The sequence below is a fragment of the Sphingomonas sp. TZW2008 genome, from assembly GCF_002117915.1.
In the GTDB taxonomy this organism is placed as follows: domain Bacteria; phylum Pseudomonadota; class Alphaproteobacteria; order Sphingomonadales; family Sphingomonadaceae; genus Sphingomonas.
In genome coordinates, this window is sequence record NZ_BDJB01000010.1 from 74,129 (window position 1) to 88,263 (window position 14,135).

Sequence of the window (14,135 nt, forward strand, 5' to 3'; positions counted from 1 at the left end):
CGGCATAATGGTCGGCAGCGGCGCGCGTTCCGCGAGGGAGCCGCGGCGCGATGGCCGCGTTGTGCCTCGATGCACGCCAACCTCGATCATAGCTCTCGATCAATCGCATCGCGCAAGGCGGGGCATCTCGCGCTCGAGGGCTACGGCGTGCTCGGCGACGGTCGAGCGATCGCGCTGAGCGGCGCCGACGGGTCAATCGATTGGTGGTGCGTGCCTAACCTCGATTCCCCGGCGCTGTTCGACCGGCTGCTCGACGCCGACGAGGGGGGGCGTTTCAGCATCACGCCAATCGAGCCGTTCACCGTCAGCCGACACTATCGCGACGACAGCAACGTCCTCGAGACGATCTTCACCACCGCGCAGGGGCGGGCGATGCTGACCGAATCGCTCAACAGCGGCACGGCGGGCCGATTGCCGTGGGCCGAACTCGCGCGCCGTATCGACGGGATCGAGGGCGAGATCGCCTTCGCGATCGAAATGCGGCCGGGGCGCCGCGGCGACACGGCGAGCCCGTATCGCGCGAGGGTGGGGACGCACGACGTGTTCCACGTCGCCGACGTGCTGGGGCTGCTGCTCCACAGCGACGGCGTGGTGCTGGAGCGTAGCGACGACGGCGCAGCCGGGCAGGTCGTCGTGCACGCCGGGGAGCGGCACACGCTGGCGATCGTGGCGGGTGCGGACGAGCCGCTGGTGGTGCCGCCGATCGCCGAGATCGATACGCGTATCGACCTGTCCGATCGCGAGTGGCGCGACTGGGCGACACGCGTCGTGTGCCCGGGCGACCATCGTACGGGCTTCGTGCGCAGCGCGCTGGCGCTCAAGCTGCTGCTCTATTCGCCATCGGGTGCGATCGCGGCGGCAGGAACGACGTCGCTGCCTGAGCGCGTCGGCGGCGACAAGAATTACGACTATCGCTACGCCTGGGTGCGCGACGCGGGTTACGTCATCCGCGCTTTCCTCGCCGCGGGATTGCAGGCCGAGGCCAAGGCGGCGCTCGCATGGCTGATCAATCGGCTCGAGGCGCACGGTGCGTGCGTCTGCTTCACGCTGGGGGGTGACCGCGTGCCGGGGGTGGAGGAGATCGACGCGCCAGGCTGGCGCGCGTCCCGCCCCGTCGTCAGGGGCAATCTCGCGACCGATCAGGTGCAGCACGGCGTCTACGGGGACATTTTCGAGACCGCTGCGCAGTTCGTCGCGTGCGGCAACATCCTTGACCCGCGCTCGGCGGAAACGCTGTCGCATCTGGCGGACCGCTGCGCCGACGCATGGCGGCGCAAGGATGCCGGGATCTGGGAACTGCCCGAAGAACAGCATTACACCATGTCCAAGATCAGCTGCTGGCAGGCGCTGGCGCGCGCGGTCGAGCTCGCCGATCAAGGGCAGTTGCCGACCACCTGCCGCGATCGCTGGGCGCGCGAACGCGACCGGATCGAGGCGTGGATCGGCGAGCATTGCTGGTCGGAGGGGAAACGCGCCTACACCTTCTATCCCGGCACCGATCGCCTCGACGCCAGCGTCGCGCTCGCCGTCCGCTTCGGTTTCGACGGCGCCGACCGCCTGCGCGACACACTGGCCGCGATCGATCGCGAGCTTGGGCACGGGCCCTATCACTACCGCTATTCGGGTGCCGCCGCGGAGGAGGGATGCTTCCTCGCCTGCACCTTCTGGATGGCCGAGGCGCGTGCCGCCCTGGGCGAGATCGACGCTGCCGAGACGATCGTCGCCGATCTCGTCGCCGCGCTCGACCGCGGTGTCGGCGTGTGGACCGAAATGGCCGATCCCGAGACCGGCGCGTTTCTCGGCAACATGCCGCAGGGATTGACGCATCTTGCGCACGTGCTCGCGCTCGACGCGATCGGAACCGCGCGCGACGCCGGACCTTTAGCCAACCAACCCCTTCCCGGAGACAAGACATGAGCCTCGCATCCGCCTTCGGCTTCGGACCCAAAGTCCGCTACGCCATCGTCGGCCTCGGCGACATCGCGCAGGAAGCGCTGATGCCCGGCGTCGCGCACACCGGCAATTCGAAGATCACCGCGCTCGTCTCCGACGATCCCGAGAAGCTGCGCGCGCTCGGCGAGCGCTACGACGTCGAGCATCTTTATCCCTATGATCGGTTCGACGAACTGATCGCGTCGGGCGAGATCGACGCGATCTACCTCGCGACGCCCAATTGGCGCCACGCCGAGTTTGCGGTGCCGGCGCTGCGTGCCGGTATCCACGTGCTGTGCGAGAAGCCGCTCGAAATCTCGTCCGCCAAGTGCCGCGAGATCATCGCGGCATCAGAGGCGTCGGGTGCCAAGCTGATGACCGCCTATCGGCTGCATTTCGAGCCGGCGACGCTGGATGCCATCACGCGCATCCGCGACGGGGAACTGGGCGAGCTGATCGCTTTCACGTCGTGCTTCGCGCAGATGGTCGATCCGGCGAACCACCGTGCGTCGAGCGGGATCGAGGCGGGGCCGCTGTTCGACATGGGCCCCTATCCGATCAACGCGATCCGCTACCTCTTCGGAGATGAGCCGATCGAGGTCGTCTCCGCCGTCGGCACGCGGCATCCGGGATCGGGCGTCGGCGACTTTGACGATACCGTTGCGGTGACGCTGCGCCTGCCGGGGGGTGCACTCGCGCAATTCACTGTCAGCTACTACGCCAACGACATCGACAATCTGGTGATCGCCGGTACCAACGGATCGATCCAGATGAGCCCGTGCTATGGGTTCCAGAATGGGCTCGAACAGCATCGGCAGATCGGCAGCGACAAGACGCACGAGACGTTCAAGGCAACCGATCAGTTCGGCGGTGAGCTGCGCTACTTCTCCGACTGTATCCTCAACGACAAGACGGTCGAACCCGACGGCGAGGAGGGGCTCGCCGATCTCGTGGTGATCGAGGCGATCGTCGAGGCGCTCAGGACGAAGGGTCCGGTCGCGATCGCGCGCGTCGATCGCCGGCGGCGGATCGACACCGGGGCGCAGGAGCAGACGCTGCGGGCGGTGTCCGCCCCCGAGCCGGTCAACGCCTCTAGCCCGTCGCGGGACTGACGCGAATGGCGCGCTGGAGGGTGGTGATGCTCCACGCGCTCGGAGCGAGCGGGCAGTCGTGGCAGGACGTGGTCGCTCGGCTCGGTTCGGACGTGACCTGCCTCACCCCAGACCTGCCGGGGTTCGGCGACAATGCCGACGTCGAGCCGAGCGGCGTTTCAGCGACGCTCGACTGGCTCTTCGCCTATCTTGGCGATCGCCACCCGACGCCAACCATAATCGTGGGACACAGCATGGGCGGAAAGTTCGCGACGCTTCTGGCCGCTCACGCCGCGCGTGACGCCCGGCCGCTCGGGGATCTACGCGGGTTGGTTCTGCTCGCCGCCTCGCCGCCCGCGCCCGAACCGATGGACGAGGCACGACGCGCCGAGATGATCGGCTGGTTCGCAGACGGCGAGCCGAGCGCGCGCGATGCCGCCACGTTCGTGTCCGCCAACGTCGCTGGACCGTTGGCGGAAGAACGGCGAGCGCAAGCGATTGCGGATGTCCGGCGTACTGCGCCCGCGGCCTGGGTTGATTGGCTGGAGAACGGATCACGCGAAGATTGGAGCGATCGAACCGGGGTGCTCGACATTCACGCCACGATCGTCGCCGGCAGCGAGGATACCGATCTTGGAGAGGTCAATCAGCGACGACTGAACCTGCCACATTTCACCGACGCGTCCATCGAGGTCATTCCAAAGGCGGCGCACCTGTTGCCCTACGAACGGCCGGACATGGTCGCTGATTTGATCCGGGCGGCTATCGAGCGCGCATAATGAAACTAACTTTGCGGCGACCAGCAGCGATGATTTTTGAAAGAGTTGGCAAGGCGTTCCATGCCGGCCGGGGCACGTCGATCGCAGCGAGAGGATGTCGGCGACAGCTTAAGAAGCGGCTGTGAAGAAGACGGTGAATGACAATCGCAAGGCGTAGCGATGGCGCGGCAATCCCTCGGCGCGCTCGGACGTGATGTCGGGGAGGCGCGAGCCGACGCGGACATACTGTCCGGATCCGAAGCCTTCATGCGCCACGGTGCCGCGCGTGGGTTCGAACGCGTCGGGATCCAGAAAGGCTACGCGTTGGAATTGCAGCTGACGGATAGGACAAATGTTGTGTTTTCTGATCACCGGGCATACTCATTCCGGGACTATTCGTTATTGACCCTGCAAAGCCACTTGGCGCAGGCGAGATCTTGAACGATGCTTCCAAGCGATTTGTAGATCGTCACGTCATCGGAGCTGATGCGACCTGCCAGTGTGCCGGCGAATACCTCACCGATTTCGCCGAGCACGTGCGCGTCATCGATCAGACCCGCGGCCTTCGCGCGTAGGAACTCAGCCCCCTGCGCCAGCACGCCCGCGCGGTGATCGGCGAAGAAGCGCGCGTGAATGACCAGATCGTTCGCGATTTCCGCCGGACCAGCGCGGCTCGAGCCGACGGCGTTGATATGCGTCCCGGGCCGTACGTCCATCGCGGACAAGATAGGATCGGCTGCGGCGGTGACGGTGCAGATGATGTCCGCGTCTGCCACCGCTTCGCGCACGGAAAACGATGCCTCACCGCCTGTTTCCTCCGCCAGCTTCGCGGCGCGCTTGGAATCGCGGCCCCAGATTGTCAGACGGCGCACCGTCCGCGTCGCGCGGATCGCGTCGATGTGCCGGCGCGCCTGTTCGCCCGTTCCGAGGATTGCGAGATGATCCGCCTCGGGCCGCGCGAGGGCTATCGTCGCGGCCGCAGAAGCTGCGGCGGTGCGGATAGCCGTTAGCTCGCCGGCATCGACTACCGCGGCGGGTGCGCCGGTCCCGGGATCGAACATGACGACCAGCCCCTGATGCGCCATGCCGCCGCGCGCAACATTGCCGGGGAAGACGCTGACCAGCTTCGCACCGAAGCCGCCGGAATCGAGCGCGCCGGGCATCACGCCGAACGCATCCTCACCGTTCAGGTCGATGATCCCGCGCAGCAATTGCTTCGTCGCCCCTGCGGACAATGCGATCATCGCGTCGCGCATCAGCGGCACGGCAATGTCGTAGGTCAGCCGCGCCGCGACCTCGCCCGCGTCGATCACCCGGATGGTCATGTCGTCTCCTGCGCGAGCCGGCTTCGGAACCAGCGGATCAGCAGCGTCGCGTTGAGCAGCATCACGACGCCATAGATGTTCTGTGTCACCGCGAGCGGCAGGCTGCCGAGCACCGTCAGCGTCAGGAACAGTGCCAGCGTCGCGTTCTGCACGCCAGTCTCGATCGCCAGCGTCATCCGGTCGCGCGCGCCCAGTCCAAGCGCTCGCCCGACCAGCAGGCCGAAGCCCATCGCGGCAACGTTGAGGGCGTAGATCGCCGGCGTCGCCGCGATGAGATTGGCGAGCACCATGTCGAGGCTGACGGCCACCGAAAAGCCGATTACCGCAACCAGCACGACGAAAGCCGTCGGCCGCAACCGGCGCGCGATCGTCCCGGCCGCATTCGGCGCAAATCGCCGCACTGCCATCCCTGCCGCGATCGGCAGCAAGCTGATCCGCGCAAGCTGACCCATCGTCTTGAGGATATCGAGCGACGGCACGCGCGCGTCGCCTGTGCCGAGGAACCACGGCACCGCCCAGCGCAGCAGCAGCGGAATGGTAAAAACGGTGACGATGCTCGTCGCCAACGTCAGCATTACCGCGAGCGCGAGATTGCCGCGCCCAACGAACGTCAGCGCGTTGGACGTCGTCCCCGCGGGGCAGATCGAGACGATGAACAGTCCTAGCGCGAGTTCGGGCGGCAGGCGGAACAGCAGCCCAATTGCCAGTCCCAGTAGTGGAAGCACAAGCAGATGCGTCGTCAGCCCCGCCATCAGCGCGCGGCCGCCCTTCAGGATCGCCGCGAAATCGCGCAGCGCCAGCGTCAGCCCCATGCTGAACATGATAAGCGCCAGTCCGAGCGGGACCAGCATCTGGTTCACGAACGCGATCGATGCCGGGCTCATGCGCCCCACACATCTTTTGCGTAGCGCATGAAATTGCCGCCCATGATCTTCTCGATCCGTGCCGCCTTGTGGCCGCGCGCTTCCAGCTGTCCGATCAGCTTGCGGAACTGCCCCGGGCCGCTGAGATCCTCGACGAAGGGCAGTGTATCCGGGTTCTCGCCCTTGGCCCCGATCCCGGCCGCTTTGCGTGCGGCGATCTCCTTGCGGCCTGCGGCACGATAGGCGGCCATGTCGTCGACCGCGGTCGTGCCGCCGTCGGTGCCGAGGCCGACATGATCCTCGCCGCAAATCTTGATGGCGTGTTCGATGTGCGTGACCACGTCAGCCGCGCTGGCGACGCTCGTCGGGTTGAGGAAGGGCATGAAATAGATGCCGACGAACCCGCCGCGCTCGGCGACGAGGCGCAGTTCGGCGTCCGTCTTGTTGCGTGGTAGATCGGTCAGCGCGCGGCAGCCGGTGTGATTGATCGAAATCGGCTGTCGTGACAGCCGCGCGGCCTCGAGACACGTGCGCTCGCCGCTGTGTGACAGGTCGACCATCATGCGATTGGCGTTGAGCCGTTCGATCACCTGCCGTCCGAACGCGCTGATCCCGCCATTCTCCACTGCCATCGATCCGCTGCCGACCTTGTTGGCGGGATTGTACGTCAGTTGAACCACGCGCACGCCCAGATCCGCGAACACGTCGGCGCGGCTCGCGTCGTCGCCAAGCATCATGGTGTTTTGGAAGCCGTAGATCACGCCTACCTTTCCCGTCGCATGCGCGCGCCGCAAATCGGCGGCGGTCAGCACCTTGGCGAGCGCATCGGGGAGCGCGCGCACCCGCCAATCCCACAGCCCGATCTCGCGCACGGTCTGTTCGAACGGTTCGTCAGGGCCGGCGACATAGCCTAACGTGACGTTGACCGCGCTCATCCCCGACGCGATCGCGTCCTTGATCACGCGATCACTGAGTGGGGTCCGGGTGTCAGGCGGCGCGACGCCGTCGCCGCGCTTGGCATTGGGATCGGTAAAGCCGCCGAGCGCGTTGACGATCAGCATATTGCGGTTGACCGCGGAGGGTTGCGCGACGGCCGGTGCGGCACCGGCAGCGAGCATGCCGGCGAGAAAGGTACGGCGATCAGTCACGGCTCAGTTCCTCTTCGGTCACGGCGCGGAAATCGTCGCGCGGATAGGCGCGCCCCCGCTTCACGGTGAGCGTGACGCTGCGCATGTTGGCGATGTCGGCCAGCGGATCGCGTGCCAGTACCACCATGTCGGCGAGTTTGCCCGGCGCGATCGTCCCCATTTCCGCCTCAACGCCGATCGATCTCGCGCCGGTCAGCGTTGCCGCGCGGATCGCCTCGGCGGGGGTGAAGCCTGCCTTGGCCACCAGCAGCTCCAACTCGTCGAACAATCCCGGATAGGGGGCGCCCGCCCCGGTATCGCCATCGGTGCCGGCGGATATGTCGATCCCCGCGCGGTGCGCCTGCCGGGTCAGTGCGGCCGCGAGGTCAAGCGAGCAATAGGTAGGTGGGCCACCCGCCTTGGCGCGCTTCTCACCTTCCTGATAGACGCGCAGCGTGGCGTCGAGCAGCATGCCGCGCCGTTTCATCTCGGCAAACAGCGGCGCCATGACCGGATTGCGCCCGGCTATGAACGGTGCGGGATCAATCGGCACGCGCTGCTGATAGGTTTGCGGGCGCTTCTCGGCCGCCTGATAGGCAAGGTAGCAGCTGTGCGAGACGACATTCGGACCCGCCGCGATCACATCGGCCGGCGGGGTGGGGAAGACCATGCCATGCGCCCAGACCTGCATCCCCTGGCGATGCGCCTCGGCTGTGATCCTTGCGATCAAATCTGCCGGAAGGTTAGCATAGATCTTGATCGCGGTAGCCTCGGTCCCGCGCGCACGCGCCACGGCGAGTGGCAGGTTCGTATCTGCGTCGATCGCTTGCATCCAAGCGCTCTCGCCGGGCTTTACCCCGGCACTTACCGCTAGGGTGCGCGGATCGTCGAAGAAACTCGGTCCGGCGAACAATGCGGCATAATAGAGGTCGGGTGAGGCGATCTCGCCAACTCGCGCCGCGCGCGCGATCTCGGCGACTGAGCGCAGGTCATCCGCCATGATCCGCGTTGCGGTGATCCCGCTGTATAGGTCGCGTCGCATCAGTGCTTCGGCACGGCGGCGGTTGGGCGGGGTGGCAATATGCTGATGGCTGTCGATGAGACCAGGGAGGAGATAGTGATTGGTAAGATCGATCGTCTTTGCGCCCGCCTCCGGTTTGAAATCGGCGTCGCGCAGTACGCGCTCGATCCGCTCGCCGCGTGTGACGACCGCCATGTCCTTAACAGCCGGCGCGCCGGTTCCGTCGATGATCGTGGCGTGACGATAGACGACTACCGACCCCGATACATCCTGCGCGATCGCCGTCGTGGCGAAACCGCACAACACCGCCGCCAATAAGGCGTAGAACCGCATGCTTGCCCCCCTGATATACGATTAGCGAAACGTATTACGGCATCCTGCCCATTTCGCTCGCGTTGATGCACCTGCCGTTATCATCGGAGGCTTTCAGCACTTGCGGATCGACAGGCAGCCGACGGGCTGATCCGATCGGCACGTCGATCGAACGCGCTACGCTCCACAAACTGCATGGCTGCGAGACTACTATCGCGTCGGTCATGGAAGCGAGCCGAAAAAGCACGTTCGCCATTGCCACGGCCGATGCGTCGGAAGCGGCAAGCGTCCGCTTCGAGGAGTGGACAATACGCTTCGAATGTCCGTCATTGCTTGATCGTTGCGATACGGTCGGCTTCTGTGCTGCTTGGGCTATCGTCGACAGCAATGGCAAGCCCGCCAATCTGTCGGCCAGTGTCGACGTGACCGAGGAGAACAAGATGCAGCGAAGCGCTTGGGTAACAGCGGCCGCAGTGGTCATGTTCATTCCTGCGGCCGCTCGCTGTGAAGTGGCGCGACAGCAAGAAGCGGACGGATACACGCGCTATGAACTCCTTTCGCCTCGCGAGCACAAATTCAGGATTTATTACGAGGTAACCGCCGCGACCCCCGATGCCACCGCCTTCTACAATCCGATCAGGGAAGGCAGCATCGCTAGCGACGAGGAGGTGTTCGATCGCGCGACGGGCAAACCGCTGCACTTCGTGGAAGTCGACGGCACCGTCGCGGCGGCGGGCGGGGTGGCAGGTGCCAAGCCGGGTAGCCGCTATATCAAGGTGGATCTGGCACGCCCCGTGCCGCGCGACGGTGGCGGAGGCCGTATCCAGATCAACAAGACCTATGCGGACGCCGCGAGCTACCGTGAAGACGCCGGTACGATCGTTTTCGAACGGTCGCTCGGGATCAAGCGGAATACCGTGGTGCTGCCCGCAGGGTATGTTCTGGTCGCGTGCAACTACCCCTCGCAGATCATCCAGCAGCAGGATGGTCGCATCGCTGTCAGTTTCTGGAACGTGACGCCGGCCCAAGCGCCGCTAATCCTCAAGGGACGTCGCGCGGACGTGGCGCGATCAGCCAGTAGCATTGTGGTAGACGAACGCGCTCACCAGAGCCGCAACATCGTCTACTATCTCGATGCGCCCGAGAGCCACAGGTTCGCGCTGACCCATGATTATACCGAAACCAGGGTCGGCACTGCGACTTACGTCAACATCGTGCGTGCAGGCAGTATCGTGTCCGATCCTTCGGGTCGTGACCTGGACACCGGCCTCCCGCTCTCGACCGAAATGGTACGGGGCGATGCCGTCAAACGGGCCGAGCCGAGTGCAAAGGATGTCGATGCGTCCACCGTGGCCGTGCTGTTCCGTTATCCGCCGGTGAAGCCCGGCGAGAGCCGCCGACTGCGCATTGCCGAAACCTACACCGATCCCGAGCGATACATGCTGCTAGGCGACGAGTTGATCTGGCGCCGCACTCTTGGGCGCGCCGACAACGCCGTCGTCCTCCCAGCTGGTTGGACCGTGACCAACAGTTCTGTCCCCGCAACTGTCACCCGAACAGACAACGATCGTGTGCGGCTCGACTTTCTGAACCCGCGTACCGACGAGTTGGACTTGGTGCTGACGGCGAGACGAATTCTCGCACCGACAGATCGTTAAGGCCTCAAGGCTGATCGAACCGAAAGCGGGAAGGGGCGGGTACGCTTAAGATCCGGCGATCGGCTGCCTTCCGGTCACCGTCGCCGAGCCTTCGACAGATCGCGCTTCGCCTGCAGCGCAGGGTCCGTCCAGGCCGGCCAGGAGCGCCCCGCGGCCAAGTCTTGCCCGAGGGCGAAGGCAACGTTCGCTTCCTGTGCCGCGCCCTGCGCCGTCCAAGCGGCAGCGAACGCGTCACACGGCTGGTGGTAGCAGCGGGCATTATAGCGATCCACGATCCGGTTTCCGGCGGCGGCACCGCCCGTCGCGAGATCACGCCCGATGCGGAACGCCAGTGCCGGCACGCCGGCGCTTGCGAATGGATAGTGATCGGAACGGAAGTACCATCCCGCTTCGGGGCTGGGCTCCGGCACCACCCGAAGGTCTTGCTGAGCCGCCACGCGCGTAAGATCGTTTTCGAGCGTCGTCCGGCCGCCGCCGATCAATTCGATCGTCGTCGACGTGGGCAGTGCGACGTGCGGATCGAGATTGATGACGGCGACGGTGGTCTCGAGCGGCGCCAACGGGTGCGCGGCATAGAAGTTCGCGCCCAGCAGCCCCTTTTCCTCCGCGGTCCACGCGGCGAACATGACCGTCCTGGCAGTGCGGGGCGCTTTGGCGAAAGCGCGGGCAACCGCGAGGAGTTCGGCGGTACCGATGCCATTGTCGACGGCGCCGTTGCGGATCGCATCGCCCGTCGCATCCGGCGCGTTGCGCCCGTTGGCGTCCCAATGCGCGCCGTAGAGGACAACCTCGTCAGGGTGGGTAGTACCGGGCAAGCGCGCGACGATATTGCGGCTGGTAAACGGGGTCGCCTTCACGTCGCCCGAAGCCGAAACAGTGACTCCGTCGAGTGGCATCGCGTGGAAGCCTGGCGTCCGCGCGCGCGCCTTGAGCCTGGCGAGATCGAGCTTGGCTGTCTTAAGCAGCGGCGACCAGGCCGATCGATCCAGCCAGCCCGTCAACTGGAGCGAACTTGTCGTCAACGGCGCGGGTACGGCACTTGGGAGCGGCTGGGCGACTTGGCTGAAGGGGTAACTCGCGGCTGCGTCCTCGTGGATGACGAGCACGCCGATCGCCCCGGCCTTCCGGGCCGCAGCGAACTTCGAACCCACACGCCCTGATATGACGAGGCGCCGTCCCTCGAAGCCGAGATTTCTTCCAGCCTCGTAATCCGGATCATTCGCCAGCACGAGCGCGACCTTGCCTGTCATGTCGATGCCGGCGAAGTCGTCGTGGCCGGTAGCCGGATCGACGATACCGAAGCCGGCAAACACCAGGGGAGCATCGGTGATCTGAGTTCGCCCGGCATTCGCGAGCCCGAGCGACGCCTGACGGCCGATCGCGAGTGGCACCCGGCGCCCTGAGACGGTCAGTGAAAGTGCGGCGCCCGGCAAACGGTCAAGACGGACGAGCGGGACTTCCTGATACCAGCTGCCATTCTCGCCCGCTGGTTGTAGCCCAGCGCTGGCGAACTGCTTTTCGAGATAAGCGAGGGTCGTCGCTTCCCCATCCTCCCCAGGCCCGCGGCCTGCAAAGGCGTCGGAGGAAAGCTCGCGAACATCGGCTTTGATCTCGGCCGGTGAGATGGGGAGAGCCGCGCCAGCGAGCAGAAGAGAGAGAACCAGCATGAACCACACGGGAGCGGATCGAACGCGTGATGGCAAGGGGATAACGTGGCGGGTCTGGCTCCCTATGCGATCCTAGCAGGCGCGCAATGAACCTACAGCTCGACAAATGAGCGGGGTCCAGGCCGCGAGCTTGTCCTCGCGAGAACCGCTAGCGAATATGACCCAGCGTCTGAAGACGGTGAACCGATCCGTCACTCGGGGCGCATGCATCGGGGCCCTGTCTGCCGCCCCGACTATGCAAGAATTGGTGCTGTCAGTCTAACGCGAACCGCTCTCTTCACGATGCATGTGCATCTTTGAGGGCAGGTGCTAGTTCGCGAGGATCTGCCACTCTGCCAAGGCGGCAGAGCGGCGTTCCTTGTAGGTCTGGCGATCGATAAGGTGGCGTTCGAGATTGAAGTGGTTGTGGACGTTAGCGTGCACCGAGGCGAACTTCTGCAGCGTCTTCATTCGGCGGAACCGCAGCATCGCTCGCTCACGTCGTCGGAACGGTAGATGGCTGTTCTCAACCCGGTTGTTAGCCCAGCGACCAACCTCCTGCTTGTCGCTGTTACCGAGCTCGTTCAACGCTGCACGGTAGGAGCGCAGACCGTCGGTCGTAATCGCCTCCGGTGAGCCATGGCGCTTAAGCGCCTTTTTTATGAAGGTCAGGGCAGCCTGCTTGTCGCGGGTTTTGGTAATGTAGCTCTCGAGGATTTCGCCTTCGTGATCGACCGCTCGCCAGAGATAGACCATCTCGCCATTCAGCTTCACGTACATCTCATCGAGATGCCAACGCCACTGCCGAAAGCCACGCATCCGCGAGACGCGCTGCCGGCGTATGTCTCCGGCGAACAGCGGCCCGAACCTGTTCCACCACATCCGCACGGTTTCGTGGCAGATGTCGATCCCGCGCTCGAACAGCAGGTCTTCAACGTTCCGCAGCGACAGCGGGAACCGCACATACATCATCACCACCAGCCGAATGACCTCCGGTGACGAGTTGAACCGGTGGAAAGGGCTGGGCGGCTTGGCTCTCGATCGGCGGCTCATCCAAGGCCGCTAGCAGCGCCCGCGAAGCCCTGCCACGTTAGTCTGACAGAGCCCACGTACATCATGACCACCAGCCGGATCACCTCTGGCGAGGAGTTGAAGTAGCGGAACGGGCTGTTGGGCTTCCGGGGGCGAGGCATGCGCCGCTGCTACTCAGCGTAGGTTACCGGTAGGTGCATTACTTCTGACAGCGCCCTTTCAAGGTATCCCGCCTGATTTATTCCGAGTGGGGCACTTTGTATTTGTTCTCCATTGCTGATGCATATCATATGCTTTGATAGGGAACCGTCATCATCCACCAAGCCTTTGGACCATGCTTCGTGACGACCGGTCGCGTGCATCAATAACGGGAGGATTATATGACGAAGAGAGTCATGGCAGTTGCCGTAGCGGCAACAATGATGGCAACCGCCGCCGGGACGGCACTGGCGCAAGAGACAGCACCAACGACAGTCGCGACTGCTGGTGAAGATCAAAACGACGATGGTGACGAAGGCAAGTGGGGGCTGTTGGGCCTTCTTGGTCTTGCAGGACTTCTTGGCTTGAGACGTCGCGACCACGACGGCATCAATCGCCGCTAACAAATATAGCACCGGAGGAGTCTGCCCGTTATCGGAACGGGCAGCCTTCACCGCCTGCACCTTTTCAATACTCCGCAACTTTGTAGCCATAATCTTGATTACAGGACAATTGATTGCGGACGCACGGCTTCGAGTCTAAGAACCGATCAATCAAGGTTCGATACGCAGCTAATGCGGGGATACCATGATGGAGAAGGATGCAGACCACTTCTATCGGCGGGCGGAAGAAGAGATAAAACGTGCGACAGAAGCGACTTGCCCTGAAGCGGTGAAGCTTCACTACGAGTTGGCAGATCGCTACTTAGATCGCGTCTATTCCGACGCCGATAGTGAGTCCTTCATACGGGCGGACGACAGCTACGTCATTCACCCGCGCCACTAGCGCTTTGACCTTGCGCGCTTGCTGAAGACGCTCAACCGCGAAGGGCGAGTAAGCGGCTGTAAACCGACTGTAAGCTTTTTGCCGTTTTGCCCGTAAGCTGCTGCTCACACGTACAACTAACCTTTCGCTGCAAACGAGCTAAAGCAAGAATCTCATTAGCTAAAGCTTCAAGGATCGCTTCTTTGTCGGCGTACATGGCGCCTACATACTTAAAGGACCGTACCGGCTCTATAATCCAAGTTAGACCTACGATGTACCCGTTTACGGCTCCAGCATTGGAACAACCGGTAAGCCGCTTCATTCAGGCGCTGCGGTTCTAGCCAGCCGCCTAGGGTCAGGACCCATTGATGTGAGTGTCGCGATCTGATTCAGGCTTCGCGAGGAGA

The 14,135-nt window shown here is 64.2% G+C and carries 13 protein-coding genes; 6 read left to right on the forward strand and 7 right to left on the reverse strand.

From position 1 onward, the window contains the following. Window positions 1-69: 69 nt before the first annotated feature. From B7L05_RS13485 to B7L05_RS13495, 3 genes are read left to right on the forward strand one after another with little or no spacing between them, the layout of a single operon-like run. The gene (locus B7L05_RS13485; RefSeq protein ID WP_085810808.1) at window positions 70-1,917 is read left to right on the forward strand and encodes a glycoside hydrolase family 15 protein; all 1,848 of its coding nucleotides are present in this window, start codon (window positions 70-72) and stop codon (window positions 1,915-1,917) included. Further along, entirely contained in the window at window positions 1,914-3,044 is a 1,131-nt protein-coding gene (locus tag B7L05_RS13490) for a Gfo/Idh/MocA family protein (RefSeq protein ID WP_085810809.1), read from the forward strand. Before B7L05_RS13485 ends, B7L05_RS13490 begins: the two co-directional genes overlap by 4 nt. Window positions 3,045-3,070: 26 nt before the next feature. Then, entirely contained in the window at window positions 3,071-3,802 is a 732-nt protein-coding gene (locus B7L05_RS13495) for an alpha/beta fold hydrolase (protein WP_179187219.1), read from the forward strand. Window positions 3,803-3,910: 108 nt separating this feature from the next. Here the strand turns inward: B7L05_RS13495 and B7L05_RS16960 are convergent, their stop codons facing one another. Genes B7L05_RS16960 through B7L05_RS13515 form a run of 5 tightly spaced genes read right to left on the reverse strand, consistent with a single transcriptional unit; the run spans window position 3,911 to window position 8,450 of the window. Beyond that, window positions 3,911-4,153: a hypothetical protein gene (locus B7L05_RS16960; protein WP_144037285.1), complete on the reverse strand. Its 243-nt coding sequence runs from the start codon at window positions 4,151-4,153 to the stop codon at window positions 3,911-3,913. A gap of 20 nt (window positions 4,154-4,173) precedes the next feature. Beyond that, window positions 4,174-5,106 (reverse strand): ornithine cyclodeaminase family protein, encoded by a 933-nt coding sequence (locus B7L05_RS13500; RefSeq protein WP_256926736.1) that lies wholly within the window; start codon window positions 5,104-5,106, stop codon window positions 4,174-4,176. Then, window positions 5,103-5,990 (reverse strand): bile acid:sodium symporter family protein, encoded by an 888-nt coding sequence (locus B7L05_RS13505; RefSeq protein WP_144037286.1) that lies wholly within the window; start codon window positions 5,988-5,990, stop codon window positions 5,103-5,105. Before B7L05_RS13505 ends, B7L05_RS13500 begins: the two co-directional genes overlap by 4 nt. Next, entirely contained in the window at window positions 5,987-7,117 is a 1,131-nt protein-coding gene (locus tag B7L05_RS13510; RefSeq protein WP_307718268.1) for a dipeptidase, read from the reverse strand. The genes B7L05_RS13505 and B7L05_RS13510 overlap by 4 nt, the downstream gene beginning before the upstream one ends. Continuing rightward, entirely contained in the window at window positions 7,110-8,450 is a 1,341-nt protein-coding gene (locus B7L05_RS13515) for an amidohydrolase family protein (RefSeq protein ID WP_085810813.1), read from the reverse strand. The genes B7L05_RS13510 and B7L05_RS13515 overlap by 8 nt, the downstream gene beginning before the upstream one ends. 203 nt (window positions 8,451-8,653) lie before the next feature. On the opposite strand from B7L05_RS13515, the gene B7L05_RS13520 reads away from it, so the two are divergent. After that, window positions 8,654-10,087 carry a hypothetical protein gene (locus tag B7L05_RS13520; protein ID WP_085810814.1) on the forward strand — a complete coding sequence of 478 codons (1,434 nt, stop codon included), beginning with the start codon at window positions 8,654-8,656 and terminating at the stop codon, window positions 10,085-10,087. 74 nt (window positions 10,088-10,161) lie between these two features. Here B7L05_RS13520 and B7L05_RS13525 read toward each other — a convergent pair whose 3' ends face one another. Together B7L05_RS13525 and B7L05_RS13530 are read right to left on the reverse strand one after the other, a co-directional pair. After that, the gene (locus B7L05_RS13525) at window positions 10,162-11,754 is read right to left on the reverse strand and encodes a M28 family peptidase (protein WP_085810815.1); all 1,593 of its coding nucleotides are present in this window, start codon (window positions 11,752-11,754) and stop codon (window positions 10,162-10,164) included. A gap of 309 nt (window positions 11,755-12,063) precedes the next feature. Beyond that, window positions 12,064-12,786, reverse strand: a complete 723-nt coding sequence (locus B7L05_RS13530) for an IS6 family transposase (protein ID WP_085810816.1) — start codon at window positions 12,784-12,786, stop codon at window positions 12,064-12,066. 359 nt (window positions 12,787-13,145) lie between these two features. On the opposite strand from B7L05_RS13530, the gene B7L05_RS13535 reads away from it, so the two are divergent. Together B7L05_RS13535 and B7L05_RS13540 are read left to right on the forward strand one after the other, a co-directional pair. Continuing rightward, complete coding sequence (locus B7L05_RS13535; RefSeq protein WP_085810817.1) at window positions 13,146-13,367, forward strand: WGxxGxxG family protein; 222 nt, start codon at window positions 13,146-13,148, stop codon at window positions 13,365-13,367. 184 nt (window positions 13,368-13,551) lie between these two features. After that, window positions 13,552-13,749, forward strand: a complete 198-nt coding sequence (locus B7L05_RS13540) for a hypothetical protein (RefSeq protein ID WP_085810818.1) — start codon at window positions 13,552-13,554, stop codon at window positions 13,747-13,749. Window positions 13,750-14,135 lie beyond the last annotated feature (386 nt).

Excerpts from the sequence above, each read along its gene's own strand:
- B7L05_RS13495 (WP_179187219.1), top strand. The coding sequence starts at position 3,071 with ATGCTCCACGCGCTCGGAGCGAGCGGGCAGTCGTGGCAGGACGTGGTC.
- B7L05_RS13520 (WP_085810814.1), top strand. The coding sequence starts at position 8,654 with ATGGAAGCGAGCCGAAAAAGCACGTTCGCCATTGCCACGGCCGATGCG.
- B7L05_RS13535 (WP_085810817.1), top strand. The coding sequence starts at position 13,146 with ATGACGAAGAGAGTCATGGCAGTTGCCGTAGCGGCAACAATGATGGCA.
- B7L05_RS13505 (WP_144037286.1), bottom strand. The coding sequence starts at position 5,990 with ATGAGCCCGGCATCGATCGCGTTCGTGAACCAGATGCTGGTCCCGCTC.
- B7L05_RS13500 (WP_256926736.1), bottom strand. The coding sequence starts at position 5,106 with ATGACCATCCGGGTGATCGACGCGGGCGAGGTCGCGGCGCGGCTGACC.
- B7L05_RS13515 (WP_085810813.1), bottom strand. The coding sequence starts at position 8,450 with ATGCGGTTCTACGCCTTATTGGCGGCGGTGTTGTGCGGTTTCGCCACG.
- B7L05_RS13490 (WP_085810809.1), top strand. The coding sequence starts at position 1,914 with ATGAGCCTCGCATCCGCCTTCGGCTTCGGACCCAAAGTCCGCTACGCC.
- B7L05_RS13540 (WP_085810818.1), top strand. The coding sequence starts at position 13,552 with ATGATGGAGAAGGATGCAGACCACTTCTATCGGCGGGCGGAAGAAGAG.
- B7L05_RS13525 (WP_085810815.1), bottom strand. The coding sequence starts at position 11,754 with ATGCTGGTTCTCTCTCTTCTGCTCGCTGGCGCGGCTCTCCCCATCTCA.
- B7L05_RS13485 (WP_085810808.1), top strand. The coding sequence starts at position 70 with ATGCACGCCAACCTCGATCATAGCTCTCGATCAATCGCATCGCGCAAG.
- B7L05_RS13530 (WP_085810816.1), bottom strand. The coding sequence starts at position 12,786 with ATGAGCCGCCGATCGAGAGCCAAGCCGCCCAGCCCTTTCCACCGGTTC.